General features: G+C 56.0%; 23 protein-coding genes and 1 pseudogene. 10 read left to right on the forward strand and 14 right to left on the reverse strand.

The window, feature by feature from the left end:
* Positions 1-67 precede the first annotated feature (67 nt).
* The 3 genes from JMJ04_RS26670 to JMJ04_RS26680 all read right to left on the reverse strand — a co-directional run bounded on the left by JMJ04_RS26670 (position 68) and on the right by JMJ04_RS26680 (position 5,730).
* On the reverse strand, positions 68-3,700 hold the full coding sequence (locus JMJ04_RS26670) for an adenylate/guanylate cyclase domain-containing protein (RefSeq protein ID WP_201373459.1): 3,633 nt from the start codon (positions 3,698-3,700) through the stop codon (positions 68-70).
* A gap of 131 nt (positions 3,701-3,831) precedes the next feature.
* Complete coding sequence (locus tag JMJ04_RS26675; RefSeq protein ID WP_201373460.1) at positions 3,832-4,587, reverse strand: carbon-nitrogen hydrolase family protein; 756 nt, start codon at positions 4,585-4,587, stop codon at positions 3,832-3,834.
* Positions 4,588-4,941: 354 nt separating this feature from the next.
* Positions 4,942-5,730 carry a Nif3-like dinuclear metal center hexameric protein gene (locus JMJ04_RS26680; protein ID WP_201373461.1) on the reverse strand — a complete coding sequence of 263 codons (789 nt, stop codon included), beginning with the start codon at positions 5,728-5,730 and terminating at the stop codon, positions 4,942-4,944.
* Positions 5,731-5,918: 188 nt separating this feature from the next.
* Between JMJ04_RS26680 and JMJ04_RS26685 the strand changes: the two genes are divergently transcribed.
* The 8 genes from JMJ04_RS26685 (at position 5,919) to JMJ04_RS26720 (ending at position 11,715) form a co-directional block, all read left to right on the forward strand.
* Positions 5,919-6,389: a GntR family transcriptional regulator gene (locus tag JMJ04_RS26685; RefSeq protein WP_201373462.1), complete on the forward strand. Its 471-nt coding sequence runs from the start codon at positions 5,919-5,921 to the stop codon at positions 6,387-6,389.
* On the forward strand, positions 6,334-7,347 hold the full coding sequence (locus tag JMJ04_RS26690; RefSeq protein WP_201373463.1) for an ABC transporter ATP-binding protein: 1,014 nt from the start codon (positions 6,334-6,336) through the stop codon (positions 7,345-7,347). Before JMJ04_RS26685 ends, JMJ04_RS26690 begins: the two co-directional genes overlap by 56 nt.
* The gene (locus JMJ04_RS26695; protein ID WP_201373464.1) at positions 7,337-8,107 is read left to right on the forward strand and encodes an ABC transporter permease; all 771 of its coding nucleotides are present in this window, start codon (positions 7,337-7,339) and stop codon (positions 8,105-8,107) included. The genes JMJ04_RS26690 and JMJ04_RS26695 overlap by 11 nt, the downstream gene beginning before the upstream one ends.
* Before the next feature lie 196 nt (positions 8,108-8,303).
* Positions 8,304-9,299 (forward strand): alpha/beta hydrolase family protein, encoded by a 996-nt coding sequence (locus JMJ04_RS26700; RefSeq protein ID WP_201373465.1) that lies wholly within the window; start codon positions 8,304-8,306, stop codon positions 9,297-9,299.
* Between the two features lie 147 nt (positions 9,300-9,446).
* The gene (locus JMJ04_RS26705) at positions 9,447-9,770 is read left to right on the forward strand and encodes a heavy metal-binding domain-containing protein (protein ID WP_201373466.1); all 324 of its coding nucleotides are present in this window, start codon (positions 9,447-9,449) and stop codon (positions 9,768-9,770) included.
* Positions 9,771-9,778: 8 nt separating this feature from the next.
* Positions 9,779-10,066, forward strand: coding sequence for a hypothetical protein (locus JMJ04_RS26710; protein ID WP_201373467.1), 288 nt, complete (start codon positions 9,779-9,781; stop codon positions 10,064-10,066).
* Between the two features lie 174 nt (positions 10,067-10,240).
* Positions 10,241-10,756: an RrF2 family transcriptional regulator gene (locus JMJ04_RS26715; protein WP_201373468.1), complete on the forward strand. Its 516-nt coding sequence runs from the start codon at positions 10,241-10,243 to the stop codon at positions 10,754-10,756.
* Positions 10,757-11,145: 389 nt separating this feature from the next.
* On the forward strand, positions 11,146-11,715 hold the full coding sequence (locus tag JMJ04_RS26720) for a GNAT family N-acetyltransferase (RefSeq protein WP_201373469.1): 570 nt from the start codon (positions 11,146-11,148) through the stop codon (positions 11,713-11,715).
* 82 nt (positions 11,716-11,797) lie between these two features.
* Here the strand turns inward: JMJ04_RS26720 and JMJ04_RS26725 are convergent, their stop codons facing one another.
* A complete protein-coding gene (locus JMJ04_RS26725; protein WP_201373470.1) occupies positions 11,798-13,576 on the reverse strand; it encodes a L,D-transpeptidase family protein in 1,779 nt (592 codons plus the stop codon).
* A gap of 469 nt (positions 13,577-14,045) precedes the next feature.
* Here JMJ04_RS26725 and JMJ04_RS26730 point away from each other — a divergent pair, with 469 nt between their 5' ends.
* The gene (locus JMJ04_RS26730) at positions 14,046-14,567 is read left to right on the forward strand and encodes a COG4315 family predicted lipoprotein (RefSeq protein ID WP_201374494.1); all 522 of its coding nucleotides are present in this window, start codon (positions 14,046-14,048) and stop codon (positions 14,565-14,567) included.
* Between the two features lie 234 nt (positions 14,568-14,801).
* Here the strand turns inward: JMJ04_RS26730 and pdxR are convergent, their stop codons facing one another.
* The gene (gene pdxR, locus JMJ04_RS26735) at positions 14,802-16,259 is read right to left on the reverse strand and encodes a MocR-like pyridoxine biosynthesis transcription factor PdxR (RefSeq protein ID WP_201373471.1); all 1,458 of its coding nucleotides are present in this window, start codon (positions 16,257-16,259) and stop codon (positions 14,802-14,804) included.
* A gap of 308 nt (positions 16,260-16,567) precedes the next feature.
* Here pdxR and JMJ04_RS26740 point away from each other — a divergent pair, with 308 nt between their 5' ends.
* Positions 16,568-16,882: a hypothetical protein gene (locus JMJ04_RS26740; protein WP_201373472.1), complete on the forward strand. Its 315-nt coding sequence runs from the start codon at positions 16,568-16,570 to the stop codon at positions 16,880-16,882.
* Here the strand turns inward: JMJ04_RS26740 and JMJ04_RS26745 are convergent.
* From JMJ04_RS26745 to JMJ04_RS26790, 9 genes and pseudogenes are all read right to left on the reverse strand, one after another.
* Positions 16,843-17,568, reverse strand: a complete 726-nt coding sequence (locus JMJ04_RS26745) for a hypothetical protein (RefSeq protein ID WP_201373473.1) — start codon at positions 17,566-17,568, stop codon at positions 16,843-16,845. The genes JMJ04_RS26740 and JMJ04_RS26745 overlap by 40 nt on opposite strands.
* A 128-nt stretch (positions 17,569-17,696) precedes the next feature.
* Positions 17,697-18,482, reverse strand: coding sequence for an alpha/beta fold hydrolase (locus JMJ04_RS26750; RefSeq protein WP_201373474.1), 786 nt, complete (start codon positions 18,480-18,482; stop codon positions 17,697-17,699).
* Positions 18,483-18,503: 21 nt separating this feature from the next.
* The gene (locus JMJ04_RS26755) at positions 18,504-19,136 is read right to left on the reverse strand and encodes a TetR/AcrR family transcriptional regulator (RefSeq protein ID WP_201373475.1); all 633 of its coding nucleotides are present in this window, start codon (positions 19,134-19,136) and stop codon (positions 18,504-18,506) included.
* 294 nt (positions 19,137-19,430) lie between these two features.
* Positions 19,431-21,061, reverse strand: a pseudogene (locus JMJ04_RS48895) (CocE/NonD family hydrolase).
* Between the two features lie 101 nt (positions 21,062-21,162).
* Positions 21,163-22,425, reverse strand: a complete 1,263-nt coding sequence (locus JMJ04_RS26770; RefSeq protein WP_201373477.1) for a cytochrome P450 family protein — start codon at positions 22,423-22,425, stop codon at positions 21,163-21,165.
* 93 nt (positions 22,426-22,518) lie between these two features.
* On the reverse strand, positions 22,519-23,760 hold the full coding sequence (locus JMJ04_RS26775) for a cytochrome P450 (RefSeq protein WP_236038413.1): 1,242 nt from the start codon (positions 23,758-23,760) through the stop codon (positions 22,519-22,521).
* 223 nt (positions 23,761-23,983) lie between these two features.
* On the reverse strand, positions 23,984-24,226 hold the full coding sequence (locus tag JMJ04_RS26780) for a ferredoxin (RefSeq protein ID WP_201373479.1): 243 nt from the start codon (positions 24,224-24,226) through the stop codon (positions 23,984-23,986).
* Positions 24,227-24,301: 75 nt separating this feature from the next.
* Positions 24,302-25,522 (reverse strand): NAD(P)/FAD-dependent oxidoreductase, encoded by a 1,221-nt coding sequence (locus JMJ04_RS26785; protein WP_201373480.1) that lies wholly within the window; start codon positions 25,520-25,522, stop codon positions 24,302-24,304.
* A gap of 92 nt (positions 25,523-25,614) precedes the next feature.
* Complete coding sequence (locus JMJ04_RS26790; RefSeq protein WP_201373481.1) at positions 25,615-26,379, reverse strand: SDR family NAD(P)-dependent oxidoreductase; 765 nt, start codon at positions 26,377-26,379, stop codon at positions 25,615-25,617.
* Positions 26,380-26,543: the final 164 nt, after the last annotated feature.

A 26,543-nucleotide genomic window follows, 5' to 3' on the forward strand; every position in this document is an offset into this window, starting at 1 on the left:
CCCTACAATTACTCAGAAAGCTGAGTTTAAGGGGTAAGCTGGCAAGCTGTCAAGTATTTTGTGTTTTTCAGACATTGATGCTCTGCGCGACCTCTTCGAGGCGGCGCAGGAATTGGCGGTCGTCCAGGCGCTCTAGCACGGGACGAGCAAGGGCTAAGGGCCTGGGATCATGGCTGAGCGCAGCCAGGATGATGCGCATGCGCGCCGCATGATGGACTAACTTATGGGCCTCGGCCTCGTCAATCGCGTGCGCCAGGCGGGGCAGGTCATTCGAGGTGAGGGCGAGGGCGATCTCGCGGAGGCAGCGATCTCCATCTCCAATGTCCCTGACATGCCCCAGCATCTCCTCCGAGAGCGAGAATCCATGCTCGTTCACGAAGAGCAGCAGGGCCACGCTGAGCATATCGCTCACTTGAGCGGGCCTCTCCTGAGGCAGTTTATGCACATCATCCTCCACGATGGCATCGATCACGCTCAGAAAGGCCGATCCAAGCGATAGAGTGTCTTTGCGTAATTTTTGAGTTAGCGCATCGATTAGAGATTGATCCTCGCGGGCTAGCGCCATCAACAGCATGGCATGATAGCCGCGCGCGAGTTGCGCCGATGCGGAGGGATCATAGAGCACCAGTTCGTGGATCTCGTCCAGCCTGGGCAGCAATTTCTCCATTTCCTCCCAACGGCCAGAGAGATAGGCAGCCAGCAGACCATAGCTCACGACTTTACCCAAACGCGCCACCGGCTGGCCCGGCTTCAGGTTCGCGAATGTCTCATGCACGCTGGTAATGCAGCAGGCATAGTCGCCCATGAGGAAGAGACAGCAAACCACAGAGCCGACCGCGTCCGCCCATTCGGTGATTGGGAGATCTGGAATGGTGAGCCGACGCTCCATCGCAGCCAGGGCCTCCGGCAGAGCATGCGAGGAGATTGAGAGTACGCCATACGCGTCCAGCGCCTCGCTGAGCGCCTCCCAGTAGCGACGCCGCTCAAAATAGTTCACCGCCTGCTCAGCCAGGCTCCTCTTCTCTTTAATCAAGCTCAGTCGGGCGGGGTCATTCCCACCGGGGTTATTCTCGCTATAACATACCTGCGGGCTGAAGCATTCTGTCAGGCGAATACGCCATAGCTCGTCCTCGTCGTTTGTGCCTTCAAGCAGGGTCAAGGCCTCCCGCTGTAACGCCTCTCTCTCCTCTATGGAGAACCTGGATACCAGCGAGTTACGCGTACCCTCCATAAGCAACTTGCGTATGAGTCGCGCACCCACCTGTGGCTGACGCACTGTATCCGCACGCCAGCTTGCGAGCGCTTTCTGATAGGCCTCAAATGAGATATCACCATATGAGACGCTCTCGCCTAGCATCTCGTACAGGCGCGCATGTTGGGAGGAGGGCGCGAGATCGATGGCTAGTTGCAGGTAACAACTGGCCTCGGAGAAGACGCCTGAGCGCCCCGCATAGAGGCCTGCGCGCTCGAAAGCCTGAGCCGCGCGCTCTGTTTTGAAAGGCAGGGCCAGCGGTACCGCCGACTGGCGCGCCAGTTCCACGGCCTTCCGGTAATGATAGGCGCTTAGTTCAATGTAGTCGTCGCGCCCGCCGGGTTGCTGGGCGCTAAGATCTTCGAGCCAGAGCGCGGTCTTGCCGTGCAGGCGAATGCGTTCAGGACGCGCCAGGGTCCCATAGGCCACATCACGAATAAGCACATGCTGGAAGGTATACCGCTCCTCGTCGAGGGCCATAAGCATATTGCGGCTCTTCAAGCCATCCAGGGCCGCATCCAATTCATATTCATCCATAAGAGCCATGAGCAGCTGGCGGCTGAAGGCGCGCTTGGAGACGGAGGCCGCTTGCAGTAAGGAGCGCTCCTGGCGGGACAGCAGGTCGATACGCGCCAGGATAGCCGCGTGCACGGTATCGGGTAAATCCAGGTTAGCGTCCACCTCGCCCCGCTGCGCACGCTCAGCATACCCACGCAACAGTTCAAGCGTGAAGAAGGGGTTGCCACCTGAGCGCTCGGCAATCTGGCGCCTGATCCTATCCGGAACATCAGCCTGTACCCGCTCAAGCAGCTCCTGCGTCTCCGCCTCTGCCAATGGCTCCAGCGTCAGGACGGTCATCTGCCAGCGATTATCACGCCAGCTTACCCGGCGCTCTAGCAGCTCTGGACGACTTAAGATTACAAACAAGATGGGGGCGGCGGTCCCGAGCTGTACTATATGTTCCACCAGGTCGAAGAGGGCGTCACTGACCCAGTGCAGATCTTCAAAGACAACGACGCGGGGAGCCTGGCGGGCCAGCAGTTCAATAAGCAGACGCCATGCGGCAAAGAGACTCTCACGATCCGTCGCCAGGAAGCGCGAGGGCACAACCTCGCGTAGCGTACTATAGACGCTCTCATTGATCGCGTCCCTGAGGGCCCCGCCACTCACCCGCAGCTTCTCCCCAAGCGCTCCCAGGCGCTCGCCATCCTTTGGCCCAGGGGAACTCGTCAAGCTAACCAGTTCATCCAGCCCATCTAACTCCAGCAAGGAGTCCAGATTAAAGATTTTTTTGGCGGAATCACCTATAGTCTGCTTACCAGGTTTTGTCCCGTTTCTAAGGTCGCCCATACGCTTCAAGGCGTTAGACTGCTTGAAGTTGCCTATAAGCCTCTTACTAAAGCCCGCGAATACATCCCTGGCCTCAGCACCACTCAAATTCAGCCTCAGGCCTTCTGGCATTGAAGGTAAACCTTCTGGAATCGCAGAAGGAGCCTTGCGCTCTCGTTTCTCGCCATCCTCTTCCATACCGAGGGTGGTCATGATCAAGTCAGCCAGGCGGGCCGCGTCTATGCTTTCATAGCCCCCTTGCTGATAGATGGTCTGCACCTGCTCCGGAGTTGGAGATTGGCCCAGCAACTGGGTCAGCAGGCCGCGCAGGGGCCAGTAGGTCAGCGTCTCGCCATAGGGGAGACACTGCGCGGAGGCGACGCGCAGACCCTCTTCAGGCTTGATCTGCGTGAGAAATTCCTCCAGGAGACGCGACTTACCTGTGCCCGCCTGACCAACGATGGAAACCACTCGCGAGCTACGCTCTTGCAGTACACGCTCTTTTAAAATCTCTAGTTGGCGTAGATCCTGGACACGCCCCACAAAGGGGTGGCGCTCCACCAGGCGCATGGTCCGCTTGCACTGCAAGGGGAAGATCTGCAATGGCTGTGGCTTCCCCTTGGCCTGGAGCAGACGCGGCTCTTCAAAGAGAAAGGCCTTGCGTGTCGCGTTAGCCGTACGCTCGCTCACAATAATCTCGCCTGGATTGGCACCCTGCTGCAAGCGCGCCGAGACGTTCACGGCATCGCCCGTGACGAGGAAATCCAGGCGGTCAGGATTATTGGTGGCAACTACCTCACCGGTATTCACCCCGATACGCAGGCGGAAGATGGGGCTGAGAATCTCATCGCTGGCGACGGCCTCGCGTAGCGCCAGGGCAGAGGCCAGGGCCCGTTCAGCATCATCCTCATGCGCCTGATACAACCCAAAGATCGCCATCACCGCGTCGCCAATAAACTTCTCCAGCGTGCCGCCACGCGGGGTAATCACACGGCGCGCATGATCATAGTAGCGGCTCATCAGGGCACGCACATCCTCGGGATCAAGGGAGTCGGCCAGGGCGGTCGAGCCAGTAACATCGGCGAAAAGAATGGTAACCAGTTTGCGCTCTTCGGGCATGAGCATCTCCTTAAACCCCCATTCGGGGACATGCAGGCCTCGTACCTGGAATGATATATATCGATATTGTGGAGTATATTACCACAAAATGTTGGAGAAGAGCAGTAGGTGCGTACGTAAGTAGCGCACCCCTACTCTACGACGTCGCGTGGGTAGGTTCGCTTCGCCTGGGTGCTCTGCTCCAGGTCGATGTCGACTGTAACAAATGGCTTTTCACGTGACGTCTCGGCCAGCAGCTTGCCATCGGGATCAATCACCAGGCCGCGCCCACTAAACAGATGTTCATCCACGCGGTTGGATGAGAGCACAAAGGCGCCGGAGGCAATCGCGGCCATCTGGGGCGCGATCACCCAGCGCTCATGCCTGGTCGCGGCGCGGGGCACGGCGATGATATTCGCGTCCTGCCGTCCATAGTGCCTGGCCCACTCATTGAACATGACCTCAGTACAGATCAGGAAGCCAAGCGCCAGGTCCTGCTGCACATGCGCCACCGTGAAATCACGTGGGCTGCGGTCAAACCAGCGCCGCTCATAGAAATCCTCTTCGTCGGGAAAATAGTATTTATCATGAATGCCCCTGTAGCCATCAGCAGACGACCAGGAGAAACCGCGATTGAGATGTCGCCCCTCCTCGGTCAGCAGATGCGTTCCCAGGACGATCGCAGGCGCCAACTCTGGCAGGCGCCTCATCATCACCTCATGCTCCGCCTCGGCCCGCTGCCAGACATCAGCCTTAAACTCAGGTGTGCGCCCGAACCAGGCCGAGAAGGGCAACTCCGGCAACAGCACCAGTTCGCTCTTCTGCTCTTTGACATAGGCTACAAGCGCTTCCCAGGCGGGAGCAAAGGCCTGCCGCTCATCTGGCAACTCACAGACAGTTACTCTCATACAGCTCACTTTCCCGCTACTTGCTACCCTGAAGGGCACAAGGTACACAACTACTACTACTCAACATATCAAACATTATATGCGCGCTTTTTCCCGACCATAGGCGCCCGATTTATCGCGCGCAAGGCGATTTATCGCACGAATACAGCGTAACAGTTATTTATCCATAACAGTCCGGAATGCCTCCAGATGGCGGTATCACCTGGCGGCGTTTGCCAAGTGGTATGCATGGTCGCAACCCTGTACTCGTGCGATAAATCGCCTTGTGCGCCGTAAACGGGGCACCTATGTGAGTGAAGATACCATGCGCCCCCTTGGGGTTGCAAAAATGGCGAGCGCCGCAGGTGCAAGAGGTCAGAAAATAGAGACCGGGTCGCCCACGGCAATATAGGTGATCGAAAGCTCAGGAATTTTGGGCTGGAGCCATTCGACGAGATAGTGCATGCCCTCTTCCTCGCTTTTGGCGTGTCCGGCGATGAGCAGAGCCTTGTTGAAGCCCAGCGCATTGGCGTCACGCACATACTCGCACGTCTGCCACTCAGAGGTCTCGCCACAAATAACGGCGTCCAGCTGCCAGCGCTCGAAGGCCTTGATCTGGAACTCGCCTCCCATCGCGCCCACAATCAGTCCGATGCGTTCACAGGGCTGTTCTGGCTCGCCCACGACGCGCGCAATTGGCAACGCCAGTTTCTCTTTCAGGCTGGCCGCCAGTTTCCCGACCGTCATCCCAGGGATCACCACCACCATCCATTCATCATCCTGTTTATAGGCCTCCCAGCCCAGGACCTTGACCATGCCGGTAACAATGCCATCAGGCTTATGCATATGCCAGTAATCGTGAAAGCGGAAGATCGCCAACTTATGCTCCTTAATAAAGGCGCGCTTGGCCTGCACCACGGGATCGTCCGCCAGCCAGTCACTATCATAGTGATTGTAGTAGGTAGGTTCATGTGTAATCACCAGGTTCGCGCCCAGCTCGACCGCCTGGCGCAGCACATCCATCGAGGCCGTAAAGGTCGTTACGATCCCCGTTACCTCCCACGCTGGATCGCCACTCTTCAATACATCGACCGAGCCTGCCTGCGGCGCCCCCGGCACTGCCGCAATAATCAGATCAAGCACTTCCTGAATCGTTCTCGCCATAAAAATATCCTTCCCTTAGGCGCGCCAGCCTGCGCGGCCCGGCGCCCTCTCTAGCTCCAGCTTGCTATACAGTATATACCACTGGCCCGCTATTTGCGTACGCGGCTACTAACTCTGCCAGTGTCCTTGACTGTACCAATGTTTCAATGTATCATATCTCTGACACAATTTAGCAGAGGAGATGAAGGATGCCAAACTGGCTCGATGTCAATCCTCGCAGCGGTGTGCCGATCTATGTGCAGCTGGTGCAACAAATCACGCATGCGCTAGAGATCGGCATCCTGCAGACCGGCGATCAATTGCCCACGGTGCGCCAAATGGCAAGCGAACTTACTATTGCGCCAAATACCATTGTCAAGGCTTATGATGAGTTGGCAAGGCTAGGGTTAATTGAGAGTCGCCAGGGGGTAGGAACGCTTGTAACCGCGAACTTGAATGGCGCGCTGCGCCAGCACCAGCTTGATGCGCTCTTTAAGCAGATAAGTGAGCTGGTGCGTGATGCTGCAAATCTCGGCATCAGCGAGCAAGAGGTGCGCGACTGTTTTGAGAGAGAGCTGACCCGCTTCTATCGCGGACAGCAAGACAGACAAGAGGAGAACACTGATGGCAAGCAGACAGGAGCCATCCCTGGTCAACAGCAGTTCTTTGAAAAGGAGTAGCGCGTCTGTGGGAGCAATGAATCAGCTGGAAACAGAAAGCACGACACCAGCAGCTATTGAACTCCAGAACCTGGAGGTGAAATATGGCGAGCGCTCAGCAGTCAATGGGTTGAGCATGACCGTGCCAGCAGGAGCCATCTTTGGCTTTCTCGGTCCCAATGGTGCAGGCAAGACGACGACGATCAAAACCATACTGGGATTGCGCAAGCCGGATGGCGGCAGCGTGCGCGTGTTGGGCTATGACGCCGTCTCGCAAAGCCTGGAGGTGCGGGGTCGCGTGGGCTATATGAGCGAGGTCAACAGCCTGTACGATTCCCTAACGATCCCGCAGCATTGCGCCTTCTGCCGCTCGGTCAGCAGGCAGTGGAATCAAGGGATGGTGGACCACTATGTGAGCCTGTTCGGGCTGCCAATGAACCGCAAGGTTGGCGCATTTTCCAAGGGGATGAAATCGCAACTGGCGCTCAGCCTGCTGATGGGCAGCAATCCTGATCTGCTGATTCTGGACGAGCCAACAGCGGGACTGGACCCGGTGGCACGCCACCAGGTTTTGAACCAGTTGGTGGCAGAGATTGCCGCCCAGGGCAAGACGATCTTTTTCTCTTCGCATATTCTCTCCGACGTAGAAGCGGTAGCCGACTGGGTGGGCATTATCCGCGATGGGAAACTGATTGTGTGCGATGAATTAGACCATTTGAAGCAAACACAGAAGGTCTTGAAGCTGACCTACGTTGAACGCCCACCAGCAGCGGAAGTCACCGCACTGCGCGGCCTGCCGGGTGTGATGAGCCTGGAGCAGGAGGGGCGTAGTGTAAGGTTGCTGACACATGGTAATGTGGAGTCCCTCTCACAGACAATTCAGGCGCGGTCCCACGCGCTGCGCAATGTGGACATCGTTGATCTCGATCTGGAAGATCTCTTCCTGAAATACATGAAAGAGGAAAGCAATGGTCGTTAAGGAGTTCATCGAGGCGCGTTGGAAGGCCATCATCGGCAGTGTGGTAGCGGTCCTGGCCGCTGCGGCACTTGCGAGTACATACGACCTCATCAAAAATGTGCTGGCGGGTCAGTTGACTGGCGACGCAGCCCAGCAGATTCCTTCGCAATTGCAGGGGCCGATTCAACAGCTAACCGGCAGCTATGATGGGTATGTCTGGTCACAGTGGTTCTCGAAGAACGGGCCAGAGATCCTGGCGATTCTGGCGGCGGTCCTGGGAGCGAGCCTGATTGCCAGTGAAGTCAACAAAGGAACGATCTTCTTCCTGTTGAGTAAGCCGGTGAGTCGTGATCGTGTGCTACTGACGAAGTATCTGGTCAGCGCGCTCATTCTGCTAGGGGTGATGTTGCTGAGCGGCATCGCCATTCTCATCGCGGCGGCAATTGTGGGCCATCCGCAAAATGTGGGCGGAGTGCTGATCTCGACGGTTCTGCTCTGGCTGGGAATGCTCTTTGTCCTGGGCCTGGCACTGCTTTTCTCGGTACTGTTTCATGATGTGCTCCGTCCCCTGATTTTTTCACTCTTGCTCACGCTGCTGTTGAGTATTCCGGGTCTCATTCCAAATGCCACGCTCAATGCCTGGAGTCTGCCATTCTACTGGTCCAATTTTGCAGCCTACCAGGGGACGATGTTCCCGCTGAAAGCGTTGCTTATCTGCCTGATTGCGGCTATTGTGCCTGTGGCACTGGCGATTCCGCTGTTTCGCAAGCAAGCATATTAGCAGAGTTGTGTGTCAGTCACTCAGGAAGAGGATCATATGAACTGAAAAGCTTATGCGTGTTTTTTACACGTATCCTGGACCTTCCTCGTGATCAGACGCCAAGAGGGAGCGCAGAGTTCCACTGTCTGAGCACCCGCACTATGCACCTGTGGGCAAACCCCGGAAAGAAAAAAGAGATCATGAAAGGATATGCAGAATGACTGATCAGGATTTGTATGGAGAGAGCTCGGAAGTCACCTGGCCGATGGGCGAGACGACTATGTATGGCACCTTGGTCAAGCCATCTGGCCTCGGACCGTTTCCTGCGGTGGTGATGGTGGCAGGCAGTGGCCCAACTGACCGCGACTGGAATTCCCCACTCCTGCCAGGAACCAATGGCAGCGCGCGTCTACTTGCGGAAGCATTAGCACGGGCAGGGATCGCCTCACTGCGCTACGACAAGCGTGCTTCCGGCCCCCATGCACGCGAGAATGTGCCACTACTGATCGGCAAATTGAGCATGCAAAGCCATGTCGACGAACTCGCCGGAGCGGTACACGTCATGGCAGGCCAGGCGTACGTGCGTCACGACCGGATCTTCGCGCTCGCCAACAGCGAAGGAACTCTTCACGCCTTGAACTACCAACTGCACAACCCTGAGACTCCGTTCGCGGGACTCGTGCTCACCGGCCCTCCTGGACAGCCCGTTGGCACGGTTGGGCGCTCCCAATTGGCCGCGCAGGCAGCTCGTGTCCCAAATGGAGATGCATTGCTAGCGCTTTACGATGCTGCCATTGCCCGCTTCCTGGCAGGAGAGCCCATCGTGCCAGATCCAGCACTACCGGAGGGGGTCCAAATGCTGCTGAAGAGTCTAGAAACCCCAGCCAACCTGCCCTTTGCCCGTGAGCTCTGGACGGCCGATGCGGCTCCCCTGCTCAGGCAGGTGAATGTTCCGGTGCTGGTCATCATTGGGAAGAAGGACCTCCAGATCGACTGGCAGGCTGATGGTGAGAAGCTTGAGCAGGCTGCTGCGGGACGGGAGGAAGTGACCTTTCTCTTCCCAGAGAACGCCAATCACGTCCTCAAGCAAGAACTGCGGCCTCGGTCGGAGTTGGTACCTGCCGAGATAACGGAGAGCTATAATGGCCCCGATACCCGCCTGGACCCGCAGACGCTGGCTAGCATTCAAGAGTGGCTGACTGCTCACGCTTGAGTAGATGTTGCGGATCAAAGAAGCAAAGCTCAGGCTTAAAAGAACATTCCCAGGTGAATGCGCGAGTTCGTTTCAAGGTTTTTTACACACTGTTTTTATGGATGTGTGCAGGTGTCCTGCACACATCCATAACTGAAGGAGAAAGTCATGCTCATTGTTACGACAGAAGGGATCACCCAGCATAGGATTGTGGAAACCAAAGGACAGGTCTTTGGCGTGGTGGTGCGCAGCCGAGGCCTGGGAGGGAACATCATGGCGGGCCTACGCTCCCTTGGAGGCGGCGAGATCAAGGAATACACCGCACTCCTGGAGGATGCACGCCGGCACGCGATTGATCGCATGGTCCAAAATGCCACAGCTATGGGTGCGAACGCGGTTGTGCGAATGCAGTTTGATTCCGCGGAGATTGGCAGCACGATGAGTGAAATCGTGGCCTATGGCACGGCAGTGGTAATCGAGCCAGAGAGGTAGGGAGCAGTATGCTGCGGAGAGGAATCATTGTATATGGTTTGCTCTACTTAATTGGTGCCGCTGTATTGCTGTTCATTGTCCATGTGACGCTCTGGCTGGTTTTGTATCTCGCGGTGAACGGCTTCATTCTGATCTGCGCCATGCTCCTGGAGCGCAAAAGATATCGCACTCGGGTGGATCGAACGCAGGGGCATTGGCAGCCCACTGGCGAGCGTTTCATTGATCCAACCAGCAAGCGACTTATGGAAGTGTTCTACAATCCCGCAACCGGTGAGCGCGATTACAGAGAAACGTAGTTTGGCTCACCGGGTAAGGGGATTGGGCCCTGGTTGGGCATTCGCCCAACCAGGGCCCAATCCCCTTACCCGGTGAGCGCCGTAGGCACGAAAAGCCTGCTTACAGATCTGGACAAATTGCATCCAGGATATATAATGTCTGATTATAACCATTATATGAAAAAGGATGCATCTATGAAGCTAAGCGAAGGAGTTGAGTGGGGACTGCACTGCACCAGCGTGCTGGCAAGACTGCCAACAAAGGCCACCCTGCCAACGAAGGCCCTGGCCGAATATCACGGCGTCTCGGAGACCTACCTCTCCAAGCATCTTCAGGCCCTTACCAGGGGAGGCATTATCGAATCGGTGCCGGGTCCCAGAGGAGGCTACCGCCTGGCGCGCCCAGCCACCGAGATTACCCTTCTGGATGTCGTCGAAGCCATCGACGGGCCAGAGCCGGCCTTCCGCTGTACAGAGATTCGCCAGCAGGGTCCCTGCGCCATCGAAGCGTCCGCCTATCGCCTCCCCTGTACCATCCATGTCGCCATGGCACGTGCCGAAAAACTCTGGCGCGACGAGCTACGCGCACAAACCATCGCCGATATTGTGGCGCAACTAGGCGATATAATTCCTCAACGTGTGCAACACCTGGCGGAGAAGTGGCTCTCAGAAAACGCGCGCACGGCCAGCGAATTGGGGCGACGCTACTAATGCTGTTAAAAAAAATAATCTGAGAATACCAGGCGAAACATTTTCACGCATCATAGGCGCGCGATAAATCGGGCGCCTATGGGACCTGGGGCGACGCAGCGCAGCCCGCAGACATTCTCTGATTCATTTTTAAAACTCCATTAGTAGCGTCGGGCCATCCCATATCGCATGCATATACCCAAATGTCTCATCATGTACTTTTGTGTACCTGTTTACCTGCTTAATCAGCCTGAAAAGCCCGCTTAGCCTCTCTCTTTCATCTCCAAATCTCGCAAAATGTTCAATTCATCAATAATCTTCGTTCATTCGTTCGTTATATACCACAAGGGAAGCTACAAACTGGTTTTGCAGAAGCAGTGTATCGATTAGCAGAAAGGCAGAAGGAAGACGTGCATAAGCAAGGAAAGCAGGCCTCAGACCATAGTCAGTACACGCTGACCACTGAACTTGAGACCGAACACCTGGTACTGCGCCGCCCCACGCAGCAGGATGGCGAGGTGCTATTTCAACGCTGGCTTGCGGATGAGCTTCACCAGCCATCGGGAGACGTGCTCACACAGGAGGAGACGCGTCAGTGCATCGCTAACGTACTACGCCATTGGGACCAGTACGGCTTCGGCTGCTGGAGTGTCTTCGAGCGCGGTAAACACCAACCAGCGGGGCTCTGTGGTCTGACACGTACCAAGGACGAGATAGAACTGACATATTCGCTCACCTCAGAGTATTGGGAGCACGACTTCGCCACTGAGGCCACGACCGCCTGCCTGGCTTATGGTTTCCGCGTTCTGGGGATTGAACGTATCATCGCCCACACCCATGAGGAGAATCCGACGCTGGAGCAGACCCTGACACAAATACTTACAAAACTAGGGATGCATCAGCGAGAACATGGCGAGACCCGGCATGTCTACGAAATCACCCGCGCCAAATGGGCCAGCCAGCACCTCATACCAGCCTGAACCATATGACCTGGTAACATCATCTGAGAAAAATACTGGACCCGCCGCAAATGCGGCGGGTCCAGTATTTTTCTCAGATGGCCTAATACATCAAAATTGAGGTGTTATAACTGGTGTGATCATAGAGCCAGGCAGCCTGGTCGGTTGGCATATTGACACAGCCATGTGTGCCATAGTTGGCGCTGGTATTGCCACTGGAATCAATATGGAAGTACTGTGTCCCTGGACCATAATCATTGCGCCACCAGGAGTCGTGCAGGAAGTACCCACCCTCGTGATACATGATCGCGTAGTTAATGGGCGTATCCGCGTAGTAGTAGGGCGATCCCTTGGGATAAGGTGACTTAAAGACGGTCTTGGTCTTGCGCCACATCACCGACCAGAGTCCTGGTACCGCGGGCAGTTCTGGGCGACCTGCTGTGATCTGGAAGGACCTGACCACGACGCCGTTCTCATATAGGCGCAGGGCCTGCTCAGCAAATGAGACGACGATCACCTGTGTTCCCATTAGTTTATAGTGCTGGAGTAGCTGGATATCTGTAGCATGCGACTGAGTATAGGGCGTCTTGTCGTTGAAGTCGGTCTCGTACATTTGCAGGTGGAAGACCTCATTCTCGACATCTGTCAGGACCTGCTGGTAATCCGCCAGCTTTGAGGCGGCGCTCAACTCGCGATCCAGGTCCTCGCCGATGCCCTTGGTCATATACCCCATATCCGGCCAGTAATCCTTGCCATCATATGGGTTGTGATAAACATGCGCGCCACCCCAATTCGCGACCTCCTGGTGGAACTGCTTGATCTCGTAGGAGGCCTTGCCCATCGTCAGGTCTTTCTGCATCCCCTGTAGATCGCTGTTATAGACCTTGGCAAAGGCCAGGTAATCCTGTAGATTTTTGACGCTATCCCCTTTTGTATGCAGATCATCGGAGACCTTCTGGTACTGTGTGTTATCAACGCCATAGGTCTTAAGCTGCTGCACCTGAGTATCATACTGGTCGACCTTGTTTTTGACCAGTTGCGGGATCAATTTCTGGAAACTTCCCGCCGCCTGCTCCGTCTGCTTATCAACATTCTTCTCGACCTGGGTCAGTTCCTGCGACTTCAGCGCTTTCGAGATCTCGCTGTAATTGTCATCATACTGCTTCTGGAGGGTACTTGAGTCCTGCTTACTCTCCTTCATCAGATCAATGATATCCTTGAGTGTCTGAAGTTTCTGAAGTGTGGTAGGCATCTGGTTCAGCGTCGCCAGCGCATCTTTCGCATTGGCGCTGATCGCGAGATAATCCTTGGGATACTGCGCCTTCTGTTCCTGACTCATATTCTGCTGATAAAATTTTGTCAGCGTATCCAGAGGAAGGCTCTCTTTTTGCTTATTGGCGAGGCTACTCTGAAGATGATCGAGGTCGCTTACAGCCTGCTGGCGATAGCGATCGGTCGAGGAGTCTATCAAGCCCTCAGTCTGAATCGAGAGTGCATCGTAGCGCTGGGAGAGGTTGCGATAGTAATCATCGACAATACTGGCATCAAAAAAGTTCCAGGGCGCAGAGGAAGACTGGAGATCCTGCTGCTGCTTCTCAATCGGCTGCAATAGTGTGTTGGGCACGCCCACACTCTGAGCATGACTCAATGCCTGCTCAAAAGACTTCTGTTGCTGCTGCGCATCCTGTTGCAGATGAGCGTCACCTCCACATGCCGTAAGCAGCCCCGACAACATGCCCATACAGAGAAGGAAGAGAAGCGAGAAGCGCACCCTTTTGCTCGGCCCTTGAGCATGCCTGCGGCGATCTCGCGTACTTATAAAAGGCTGACTGACACCCATAGCGAAGTAGTCCTTTTCAACATCCGCTTCACAACTGACCACATGTTTCCCTACACGCGGATATATGAGAAAAAATTTAATTTGTTACACACACGCACATATATACAGAAAACTATTCAAACGTAATGATACACCTTTTTTGTGGTCAGCAATACACGACTATCAGGCATTTACCATAACTTCAGAAGCGGCTTAATAAACTTGTTTGCTTGCCAAATAGTGCTTATGGTGTATCCCCAAAAAATCCTAATTCCTCATCAGTTTAACATTCAAACTCGCCATTGTCCACATATTTACACATAAGTATATATGGAAGAGCATGCTAATTTCTATGTGTTAGTAAAGTTTTCTCCCCTTCTCTCCCTCATACATCATATGCCCTGTGTATGCTAGAGGTAGATACCCATGCATTGATATCAGAACTGACTGCATACCATAAAAAACAATCGTGAACGCCGCTTCGCAGCAGCTAGCTTCGCTCATACGATTGAATGGCAAAGGAGGTTTTTTGATGTCTATAAGCGCTTATCGTCTCGGCTTCCAACTCACTATGGCACTACTATTGCTGCTACCTTTCCTGGTCACAGGGTGTAAAGTAGGCACGCGCGAGAATGTGACCAGCAATAGCAATACAGCGAAAAGCAGCGTTTCAAACAACAATACATCCTTTCCTGCCGCCAACCCGCTCTTACCCATCAAAACAACCCACCTCACCCTGACTGGTAAGTCCAGCACAGTCCTCACCGATGCACGCGGCTTCGTGCTCTACTATTACACACCCGACACACTCAGCAAACCAGCCTGCACAGGTGGTTGCCTGAAGGCGTGGCCTCCCCTCCTGGTAGATAGCCAGCAGAAACAAATTAGCATGACCACCCTGCCAGGCCAGTTTAGCATACAGAAGATCTCAGCTGGCGACCAGGTTGCCTACAACGGGCATCTCCTCTACACCTACATCAGCGACACCCATCCCGGCCAGGTGACTGGCAATGGCATCTACAGCTGGTACGCGGTCACCTCCGATTTAAAATAACACCTATGCAGGAGGGCAAACAAGGTAGGTACTTGCCCTCCTGTATAAGAGGAGCATAAACAATCTTCATAGGTGCCCGATTTATCGCGCACAAGGCGATTTATCGCACAAAAACAGGGTGGTGTTTATGAAACACAACATTTCGTTGCCCCATATCAAGCGGCGCCAGACAATGTAGCTGATCGTGCCCTATACTCACGCGATAAATCGCCTCACGCGCGATAAATCGGGCGCCTATGTTCGATCTTTAATAAGCTCGACGAGGGTTTGCGCGCCGGTATAGATTTGCTGCGCGTCGAGGCTGCCATAGCCCAGGAGCAGGCCGTTGCGGTCGGGCGTTCCTGTATAGAACTCATCGAGGGTGGGGACATACACATCTCTTGCCGAGGCTTCGCGGGCGATCTCGTATGCATCCAGGGCGGGATGGAACTCCAGGGAGACATGCATTCCAGCTTCCAGGCCGCAGAGGCGCGCCCAGGATGCAACGGGAGCAAAGATCTCCGCCAACTGTCTGCGCTTCTCGGCGTAATGCAGGCGCATACGCCGAATATGGCGCTCCAGATGCCCATCGCGCAGCATCGCGGCCAGCATATACTGTGTGGGCCAGGTGACATGATAATCGAACATGCGCTTCAAACGGGCGATTCGCTCGCGTAGTGGAGCCGTCGCAACCAGGTAGCCCACTCGCAGCCCGGGCATCAAAACCTTGGAGAAGGTGCCAATGTAGACCACCCTGCCGGCGCGATCCATGCTCGCCAGCGCCGGCAGGGGAGACGCGTGAAAGCGGAACTCGCCATCATAATCATCCTCAATCACCAGGCTATCATTGGCCTCGGCCCACTGCAAGAGCGCGACCCGCCTCACCGAAGAGAGGCGCGAACCAAGCGGATACTGATGCGAGGGCGTGACATAAACCAGGTAGGGCGCGACCTCTCCATTGGCCAGCTGGCTGACATCCAGGCCATCGTCATCTACGGGTATAGGAACAATATGTAGACCGCTGGCACGAAAAGCAAAACGTGCCAGGGGATAGCCGGGTTCCTCCAGGGCGACGGTATCGCCCGGCACCAGGGTCGCCTGAACAATGAGGTTCACGGCCTGTGTGGCTCCCGAGGTAATAATGATATCCTCGGCCTGGCAGGCAATGCCACGAGCGCGCCCTAAATAAACGGCGACCTCTGTCCGTAGTTCGAGGAGACCTGCGGGCTCGCCATAGGTATTGGGCGGCACGGCGTGTCCAACCTGGCGCCAGAGCTCGCGCCAGGTCCGCTCAGGAAAAAACTGCATATCAGGCGTACCTGGACGAAAATTTATCGCCTCTCGCGGCACAACGGGACGCGGTATAAGCAGCGGCTCCACGCTGCGCAGCCAGCGCGGCGGCCCGGCAGGACTGGGAAAAGGCGAGCGCTTAAGCAACGAAAGATCTTCGACGACATAGGTGCCCGAGCCATGCCGTCCCTCGATATACCCTTCGGCAAACAACTCATCATAGGCCGCGATAGTAACGGTACGTGAGACATGTAACAGCAGAGCCAGCGAACGCGTAGAGGGCAGGCGCGTACCCGCAGAGATGCTGCCTTGAAGGATGGCCTCGCGCAATTGTGTCACCAACTGGCGGTGCAAGGGTTCATTAGCGTTATGGTTGAGGAAGAGCGGCAATTCCAAAATATGAGAGACATGCGAGGTGGTCATACACATCCTTTCAAGCGATCTGTAGGGTAAACGCAGCAGGCAACATCCGCGAGACCTGGCAGCGCGGCGCGATCATGTCTATCATACTGCCACTCAATGCCTCTTTATGCAAGAGGAAATCCCTTCATTGGGAAGTTATACGCAGGATAACGTAGCCTCTGGCAAGCTCAAGAGGAATGGCTCCACCTTCTGGTTCACACTCCCCCTCCGCCCAATAAAGATGCAACTTTGCCGCCCCTCCTACGTAATAAAGGCTGAGCTGGCAAGTTTTTTTTTGGTGGAAGCTCATCATCTTCGGGAGGATGCATATGAACTTTATGACCTTCATGGCGCAAAATCTGTTTTTATCGATTGCGCTCATGATTTTTATGATCACAATTGTGAGTGTTGTGTTCGGTATTTTATTGGAAGTATACAAAGTGAGTCTGCGAGCACGCCAACGCATGCAGGAGTTGCGCAATGAGGAGCTGCGCCTGCAATTACAACTGGAGCAGCAGCGTGGGACCAGCAGGGGCAAGCCTTCGCGAGATGACCTCCCTCATCCCAAGGAGACCGCATCCTGGGACGAGCAGCCACAGAGCAACTATGAGATGGGGTACCAGGCGCCGATGCAGTCATTGTAGTAGCGCGCCGCGACGAGCATTTGCCCACGGCTCAAGAGGAAGCGCATCACCGCTGTGTCGGGCGTGCGTGGCTGATAGAGCCAGTCTACCTGCTCGCCTGCTACTTCTTTGCGCAGGTGGGCAATGGCCTCCAGCGCCTCCACATGTGACGCGCCGCTGCCAGCACTAAAGTAGGCAACGGCGTCGCCAATAGATCCCGCCTGGAGCAACAGAAGTGTAACCACAGGGTCGACCTCGGAGAGCGTGATATCATCGCTGAATGCGCCTTGAGAATTACTGGCGCGCATAGTGCTTTCCATATAACGTTCAATACTGCTTTCGAGTTCTAGTATTGCCCATTCGGCCTCTCCCGGTGATACGCCAATCTCCTCCTGGTAACGCTGTATAGCGCGCTGGCGCACCAGCGAGATCAGCCAGAGCGGTGGCAGCGTAAGCTGAGCGACCACACGCGCGTGCGGCTTCTCAAGAGCACGCACCAGCCCAGGAAGCGCCGCCCTCTGAGAGCCTGCGTCTCTTGGCCTATCATGCGAGGAGGTTACGCGCCGCGCGGGATGAGAAACCGGCCTGTCTCGGCTATTGCTACGGGGTGCGGTATTGCGTTGGACTGACCGCCCACCGCTGGCGCGGCGCGAAATGAGCAAGCCACCCAGGCAGAGCACACAAAGTAAAAGCACAACATAAAGCATCTCAACAACTCCTCAGAGATATGCCCACCGATAAACCACCTACACTAGAATAGACGCTAATCCTGCCCCACCCTAAAAGGCGCATCGACTGCAAGCTGCTCTCCAAGCCGCTTATGATCCATCCGACTCTAGTCTTGCCAAATGCGTTGGGCAAACGAGTCGAGAGATCGTGCGAGCGTTGTTGGTTCTTTGAACGGAAGGAGGTGGGTGTTGTCCACCCACTGGAGAGAATATGCTGGGTACAGGCGCGCGAGTTGTTCACCGCCAGCCCGCCACAGCGCATTGTTGCGCTCAGCACGTGCTCCCTTCTCCCCAGCAGATTTCGTTGCCAGGACCAGTTCGACAGGACAATCAAGCTGGTCGTAGGCCGAAAGGAGCTGTTCGCGGTGCGTATTCACCTCAATGGTCAAGGCTGCATACTCGGAAGGTGTGAGTCGATACCCCATGCCAACCAGAGACAGGAGGAGCGGCCCAAACTTCATTGCGGGCGTATCGAGGCGGCGCTTGATATCCTCAGGATCAGCCACAAGATTGACCGGGACAGCACCGTCAATGAGAAACAGCCCTGCCACTCTTCCTGGATGAGCTGCCGCATACCAGACAGCCAGATCGGCCCCTAGGGACCAGCCAACCACAAGCGGTCGATCGCCAGCAACCTGGTCCATGATGACCTCGGCATCGCTCAAGAAGCCCTTGAAAGAGACATCAGACGAGCGCGTTGTTTTGCCATGATTGCGAAAATCGAAGGTGACAAACCGATATGGTTCACGAAGTTCGTGGATGAGTCGCTTCCAACTCACTTGTGTTGCTCCCCCTCCGTTGAAGAACAGAAGCGTTTGTCCCTGTCCTGTCTCGCTGACCGCGAGTTGTACCTCTCCGTTTGATATCTTGTAGTGTTTTTCCTTTATGCTCATGATATCGTGTGGACCTTTCTCTTACCCAAAGAGACCTTGGAAGAGCGCCTGTAATCCAAAGTCAAACTCCTGATCAGCATTCCACTGGACAATCTCGGGCAACAACGTGTGGAGCCTGGGATATTGTTCTGCCGGAAAGCGTTGCCAGACCATAGGACCATTTGGCCCTGGCTCCAGACCCTCGACCGCTTGCGTTCCTGTGCCGATCAATGTGTGTCCAACAATAAAACCAACCAGGCACTGGAGCGCATAGATAGACTGAACGCCGGTGATCTGTGCCTGATGAAATGTTTCAAGAAGACGGTCTAACATCACGAGAGAGGCTGATGTGCGCAGCGGACTAGTTGCGACGAGCGGAAGCACGCGTGGATGAGCGCGAAGAACGTCCCGAAAGGCGTGAGCAGTTGTCCATAATTCCTCACGTGGCGTGGCATTAGGATGCACAGGTAATGGAGCCTGAACAATGAGCAGTTCGATCACCCCATCAAAGACGGCTCGCTTACTCTCAACATGATTGTAGAGTGACATCGCCTCAACCCCGAGCGATGCTCCAAGCTTGCGCATACTAAAGCCTTCCAGGCCCTCTTGATCAATCAAGCGCAGGGCTGCTTCCAACACTCGTTGTCGTGTAAGTGGCTCACCAGATTTCGCCATGTTCTTCCTTCTCTGCTCTATACTTACGTTGTAAGCTTACAACGTAAGTATAGAGCAGAGAAGGAAGAATGTCAAGAGATCCTTTTCGGGGTCTATTGATGAAACGTAATTCGTTGCGCAACCCGTGGGTCAGTGAAGCGATGCAAGACCATATACTTGGTCCCGGCCCTGTACTCAGGCGATAAATCGCCTTACGCGCGATAAATCGGGCACCTATGCTACAGCAACGTTTATTCGCACCACTGTGCATGGGCCAGGGAAGCGCTTTCCATCGCTCCTTTGCTCCGGGCTCTCTTAAGAGATAACGGAGAGGATGAGAGCTGAGGGATGGTTGGGATCGTGATAGATCGACTGGTTGGCAACCAGCAACTTAGTTGCGGTGCCCAATGGTTCGCCGCTTCCAGGGTTGCGGGCGTAGCGTGGGTGCGCACCGCTCGATACTTGCACACGCAAGCGATGACCGGCGCGGAAGCGATGGGCGGTCGGCCAGAGATCAAAGGTCAGGTGCAGTGTCCCATCTGGACTCCGCGCCGGGTTGCCCGGGGTGACACGCAACAGGGCATCGCAGACGTTGATCGATATACCCTTCTGATCTACGTCGCAGAGGCGAACAAAGAAGTCGGTATGTTCCTGGCTGGATTGCACGAACAGATCGGCCTGCACGGGTCCAATGACTTCCAGATCCTGCTCCAGCAGTGTGGAGGTGTAGGTCAGCACGTCCGCACGGGTCTCCAAAGCACGATTATCGGTCGGTTGTGCTTTGCCCATGAGCAGTGGGCCAGCCACGGAGGGGGTCGGATCGGCGGGATCGTAGCGATAGTGATCGGGTTCCGAGGCAACTGGCAGATCAGGAGCCAATCCGCGCACAGGCTGGAGATGGAAGCGCTGCGCTCTCGCGCCTGGTGGGGGCCAGTCAGAAAGCTCTCGCCATTCGTTCACACCGGTGACAAAGACGCGCACAGGCGCTGGCCGGTATTGCTCGACCTCTCCACGGACCACGGCCCGCAACCAGGGAATAACCTCAGCATGCGAGAAGAGGCTGAGTTCGGGCGAGGTATGCGACCAGGGGCCGATGGTCAGGAACGGACGCTGGCCGTGCTCGCGCAGGGTGCGATAGTCGCGCAGTTGCCAGGGCAGAAAGATATCGTACCAGCCAGCCATCATATGCACGGGCACCGAGATATCCTGAACGGTTTGATCAAAACAACGCCCTTCCCAGTACGGATCGCCCGGCTCGTTGTGTGCAAGCCATTCCTGAAAAACGCCACATGCTTGCCTTCAGCAAGCTTATCAAGGTCACGCAGGGGGAGGCGCTGGAAAAGCTGTTGTAACCGGCGGCTTGCTGGAAACAAGAGTGACCCGAGCAGGTTCATGTGCTCCTGATGCATGACCAGGTCGGTCCAGGAGAGCGTGGTATCCAGGGCATAGGCTCCCCCGGTATAGGTCTGGCTGCGAAACTCCGAAGCACTTTCCTGGATGGCCATGCCCTTCAAATCCGAACCGGCATCGCGTGCGATGGCCCATTGCACGAAGCCCAGATAACTCCCCCCAGTGGTCAGGAATGAACCGGGATACCAGGACTGCTGTTTGAGCCAGGCTACGGTGGTCAGGCCGTCATCGTGCTCGTCGAACGGGCTAAGTGTTCCGCCCGAACCGAACGTGCCGCGTATGCTCTGCATCACCACTTGGAAGCCACGCTCGACGAACAGCTGGCCATATGCCGTGCCAAAGATCCCGCGCCGCCCATAGGGGCTGCGAACCAGAAGCAGCGGGAGGTTCTCGGCCCCGCGCGGCGCGTAGCGATCCGCCAGCAACACCACGCCGTCTGGCATGGGCACCTTCAGATCGTGCTCGACCAGGACATCATAGGTTTCGGCTGGTGGCAGGTGAGCCATTCTGCTCATAAGACGGCTGAGGATCGTCATACACGTGGTCCTTTCCTACTCATTTTATACCAACCGGGAGAAAAGAGCAGCCACGCCATCGTGTCTGCCCTCCGCACGATACCAGTAGATCTTTCTCTCAGCTAAAAAGCGACGGGCAGGGAGGCCACGCTCCGTGAGACCAGAGCGTAGTGCCAGGCGACGCTCTCACGGGGGACGCTGAACCGCAGGTTGGGCATGCGCTTGAGCAGGGTGGTAAAGGCAATGTCTCCTTCTATACGGGCCAGCGGTGCCCCCAAACAGGTATGGATGCCCTGTCCAAAGGCAAGATGCCGACTGATCGTGCGCGCAATGTCCAGCTCGTCTGGCTGCGTAAACTGGCTCTCATCGTGATTCGCAGAACCCAGGAAGGGAATGATGAGATCGCCTTTCTTGATCTGCTGCCCGCCGAGCTCAATATCTTCGGTGGCAAAGCGCGGTCCTGCGATGTTGGCTGGCCCGCTGTAGCGCAGCAGTTCTTCGACCGCCGCAGGAACCAGGCTGAGGTCGGATTTGAGCCTCTCAAGCTGATCGGGATGATCTAGCAACATCAAGGTGCCGGTGCCGATCAGGTTCGAGGTCGTCTCATGGCCGGCAAAGATCAACAGCGTAAGCATCGAGATCATTTCCGTCTCGCTGAGCCGATCCCCTTCCTCTTCGATGACGATCAAATGGCTGATCAAGTCATCCGCTGGTTGCAGGCGTTTGTCGGCCACCAGGCGCGTGACGTATTCTCCAAATGCGCGCATGTGAGTTGTGACTTCCGGATCGCGCTTTCCAATACCCAAACCTCGCGCCAGCGCCTCCGACCAGACACGGATCTGGGCCCGATCGGCGTGAGGAACTCCGAGCATCTCAGAAATGACATTGATAGGCAAGGGATAGGCGTAGTCCTTGATGAGATCCATCTGACCCTGATCTTGCACGCGGTCGAGCAATTCGTCGGCTATCTCCTGCACGCGGGGGCGTAAGCTTTCTATATATCTGGGCGTGAAGGCTTTGGACACCAGCAGGCGTAAGCGTCGATGATCGGGCTCATCGACCGAGAGCATCGTTTTGGAGGTGAAGAAGGTAGGCGTGTCGGAGGTCTCGGCGGTGTTGCGCCCCAAAAGACTGTTAACCCCGATGGAGCTGGGGTCCACGGTAAAGTGCGCATGATCTTTGAGGACCTGTACCACCTCTTCCATGCGCGTGATCGCCCAGGCTTGGCGGTCCATTCCCGGGAGGGGGAACGGTATAGGTACAACGGCGCCCATTGACCGCAGCAGCTCGAACAACGCAAAGGGGTTCTCAACCAGTGCAGCGCTATCACCGCTAAATGGATTGAATGCGGCTTCCCCTGGTGTGGTCTGATCCGAGATATTCATAACGATCTTCCTTTCGTTCGTACGCTTCTTTCTCAACGCCTCCTGCCACGCAGCAACACGATGTTTCTGCATGGCAGGAAGGGTCCGTGAGACTTACCAGCTTACGGGCAGATGCTCAGGACCAAACGTCAGCGCCTCATCCGCACGCCAGGGAACCTCCGAGGGCGCAACGGCCAGGCGGACGCTTGGGAGCCGGGTAAGTAGCGTCTGCCAGAGAATCTGCAATTCCATGCGGGCGATCTGCTGTCCCAGGCAAGCGTGAATGCCGCGCCCAAAGCTCAGAATGGGCTGCAGGTCTCGATCAAAACGAATCTCGCGGGCGTCGGGAAACACGGATGAATCGTAGTTGGCCGCATGCGTTGCAAGGAAGACCACTTCCCCGGCAGGGATCGTGGTCTCACCCAGTTGGACGGGCTCTCGGGTGATGCGTGGCCTGCCATGTCCGATCGGAGTGATACGCAAGATCTCTTCGATCGCCCTGGCCAACTGATCGGGCTGCTCAAGGTGGGTCCGTAACTGTGCCACCAGTTCAGGTTGTTGCAGGAGAATGAAAGCCGAATTCGTGAAGGTCGTGCTGACCGTTTCAAAGCCAGCCCCAATCACTGCCATGGCAAAACCATACATTTCGGTCTCCGTCATCACCTCGTCCCCTTTCTCTCGGGCCCGGACCAGCAGACCAAGGATGTTGTCTCGCGGATTCGTTTGCGCCTCTTGGATAATGGGCGTGAGATGCTGCATCAGTTTCATGCCCTGCGCTCGTTTTTCTTGTGCGCTTGCCGTCGTCGAAACCAGCATCCGTGCGGATTCGCGGTAGAGGTGTTCCTCTTCCCGAGGAATCCCCAGCATTTCACACAGCACCGTCATCGGAACCTGGATCGCATAGTCCTCAAACAGATCCGCAGGTGGGCCTTTACGCTCCATAGCATCCACCAGCGCATGAGTGACCTCGGCCACCCGTGAACGCAGCTTGTTGGCCGCCGGAACCGTAAAGGCAGGGCCGATCACGCGGCGCAGTTTGTTATGACGCGCATCGGAGACGGCAAAAATCGACGCTGCCGCTGAATCCTCCACCCCGGTGACGTGGCCTGCTTCCAGCCGGGGAACATCTCCATCTGAAGTCCGGATCGCGCCGCATTTCGGGTCGGCGAAGGCTTGCGCAATTTCCTCGTAACGGGTGGGCATCAACGCATCGCCCCCATAGGGCATATGAACCCGGGCGACTGGGCACTTTTGCCGCTGCCGATCATACTCCTCGGAAAGTTGTAGGCTATGATCGGCAAATGGAAACGGATACGTGGGAAGCTCTTCTTGACTGGCTTCATTGGTGGGTGTCAATTGCTCTTTGCTCATCTGTTTCTTCCAATCTGTACTTAGATCTTATTCCGAAACCCAACGTCACTGGCGTGACTAGCGCTTCCCCCATTCGGGGACAAGCGCGCTCAGGGTTTTCGGATCAGAAGTTACTAGCAGCCGCAGACAGCTCGCAGGTTGACGTTTTCGGGTGTTCTCGACAAGAAAAGAAAGCGTGCGAGAACAAACGTGCTCCGCTCATCCGACACTACATATCCTCATCGTTTGTGGTCAGGGTGAGTTCGGAGAGGTCCTCTTCCTCCTCCACGACAAAGACCTGGGAAGGGCACGCCGCGACCGCCTGCTGCACCTTCTTTAGTTGATCCAGGGAAGGACGTTCCTGGAGCAGTTCCACGACGCCATCGCTCTCGCGCTGGGTAAATACCTGGCTCGCGGCCAGGACACAGGCCCCACTGGCAATACATCGATTGGTCAATGCTGTTACTTTCATCTTTGTATTTCCTTTTTACGAGGAATGGGACGCAGAGGGGCTGACGCTCCACTGCACTCCCCTCTTTTCCTTACACTAGAGAACACCAGAAGCCTTGGTTTCCTGGGATGGTGTATATGCTGCCAACAACTGTTGTCGATAGGGCAGGAGTTGCTTCGGGCTATTCCAGCCCAGAACCGCGACGAGGCGTTGGCCTTCTTCATAATAGGCCGCGACAAAACGATCCTCGTGCAGCGCCCCTTCAACGATCCGCAGTTCTGCGCCACGGGAGGCGATTCCATACATCTGGATCTTCACGTCAAATTGGTCACTCCAGAAGAAAGGCACGGGCGCGAAAGGCTGCCGCTCGCCAAGAATGTTTCTCGCGACGGCCTGGCCCTGTTCGGTGGCATTCATCCGATGTTCCAGGCGCACCTGCCGCTGCAGGTACGGATGATACCAGTTGGCCACATCTCCAGCGGCATAAATGTCTGGAGCAGCTTGACAGAAGGCGTCGCACACAATGCCGTTCTGCAGCGTCAGGCCGCTTCCTTCAAGCCAGCTCACATTGGGCTGTGCCCCGACCGCGACCAGCACTACGTCCGCTGGCAGCGTCGAACCATCCTCCAACACAACCTCTCTGACTGCGCCTCCATGCCCTTGCTCCTGGTCGCCGATCAGGCGACGCACCCCAATACCATTATGCAAACGCACCCCATGGGCTGTTTGTAAGTGCATCACCCGCTCACCAATCGCTCTCCCGAGAGGTCCCTCCAGGCAGACAGGCAATGGCTCGACCACATCGACCTCCAGGCCCAACTGGTGTGCCGTCGCCGCAGCTTCTAATCCCAGAAAGCCGCCACCAACAACAACGAGGCGTGTCCCTGCTACGAGCGCCTGGCGCAAGGCGAGCGTCTGCTCCAGGGTCCTCAGGACAAAGACTCCTTGCAGATCATGCCCTGAGGAGAGGAAACGTGGCGTCAGACCCATTGCGATGACCGCTGCATCAAACTCCAGGCGCTGACCATCAGAGAGGGCGACGCAGTGCTCTGCGACATCCAGATGGGTTGCCTCAACGCCATGAAACCAATCAAGCGCCAGTTTCTCCAGCGCGACTGGTGAACGTAAATGCACCTTCTCAGGTGCCCAGGTGCCAGCAAGCACCTGTTTGGATAAAGGGGGGCGATCATACGGAAGAGTGTGCTCCGCATGCACCATCATGATCGTTCCCTGAAATCCGAGCCGCCGTAACGTTTCTGCGGTGGTGAGCCCGGCGGCGCCCGCACCGATAATCACGATCCTGTTGAGATTCCTCATTTCCTGTTTCCTTTGCTATTGCGCTTCTTTCACAGAAAGATTTCCTTCAGTGGAAAGAACAGCAAACGGGCTGCGATCAAGAAATGGGGAGGTCAGGCGGCGAACCAGCCGCCATCAACGGGGAGAATTGCGCCATTGATAAAACTGGCATCTTTGGATGCCAGAAAGGCAATAGCGGCGGCGAGCTCTTCAGGGGTAGAAACCCGCGAGGGAGAGCTGGCCTTGAGAAACGGCATCACTCTACCAAGACCGGCTTCACTTGGGACACCATTTCCGATACCGATGGCGGTCGCCACGGCACCAGGACAGACCGCATTGCAGCGAATACCGCGTTCTCCATAGTGGAAGGCAATACTCCTGGTCAGTCCCACCACTCCGTGCTTGGCAACGGTGTAGGAGGTGCCAGCAGCTCCGCCACGTAAGCCTGCTTCCGAGGCGGTATTGACGATACTGCCTCCACCCTGTTCGAGAAATAGAGGGATCGCTCTCCGGCAGGCCAGAAAGGGACCATTCAGGTTGACGGCCAGAACCCGCTCCCATAGGTCCAGGGAGACCTCGGCAGCAGGGGTCATGAGGTCCATAATCCCGGCATTATTGCAGAGGATATCGAGCCGCCCAAAGGTGGACGTGGCGGTGTTCAGCATGGCTTCCACGTCACTCTCTGACGCCACATTGGCGGTAGACCCGGTAATCGTTGCTCCCTGGTCCCGCAGTTCCGTGACCAGGGCTTGCAGTGGTGCTTCCACAATGTCAACCGCGACCACGGCTGCTCCCTCAGTCACCAGGCGCTGGACAAGCGCTCGACCAATGCCAGAGGCGGCACCGGTCACCAGGGCGACCTGTTGCTCAAAACGCATACCTTCTTGCTCCTTATCTGAACATGGCTTCAGGGGTGAGAAAACCGCTGAGGCACATCCCTCAAAAATCGTCATCTCAAGGCATCGACACAGCAAGTATACTGTCTTCAGTTGTCACATGTGTCTTTTTGAATTATAATGTCACTCAATGACAAAAGTCAATA

It is taken from the genome of Ktedonobacter robiniae (assembly GCF_016587375.1).
Taxonomy (GTDB): Bacteria; Chloroflexota; Ktedonobacteria; order Ktedonobacterales; family Ktedonobacteraceae; genus Ktedonobacter; species Ktedonobacter robiniae.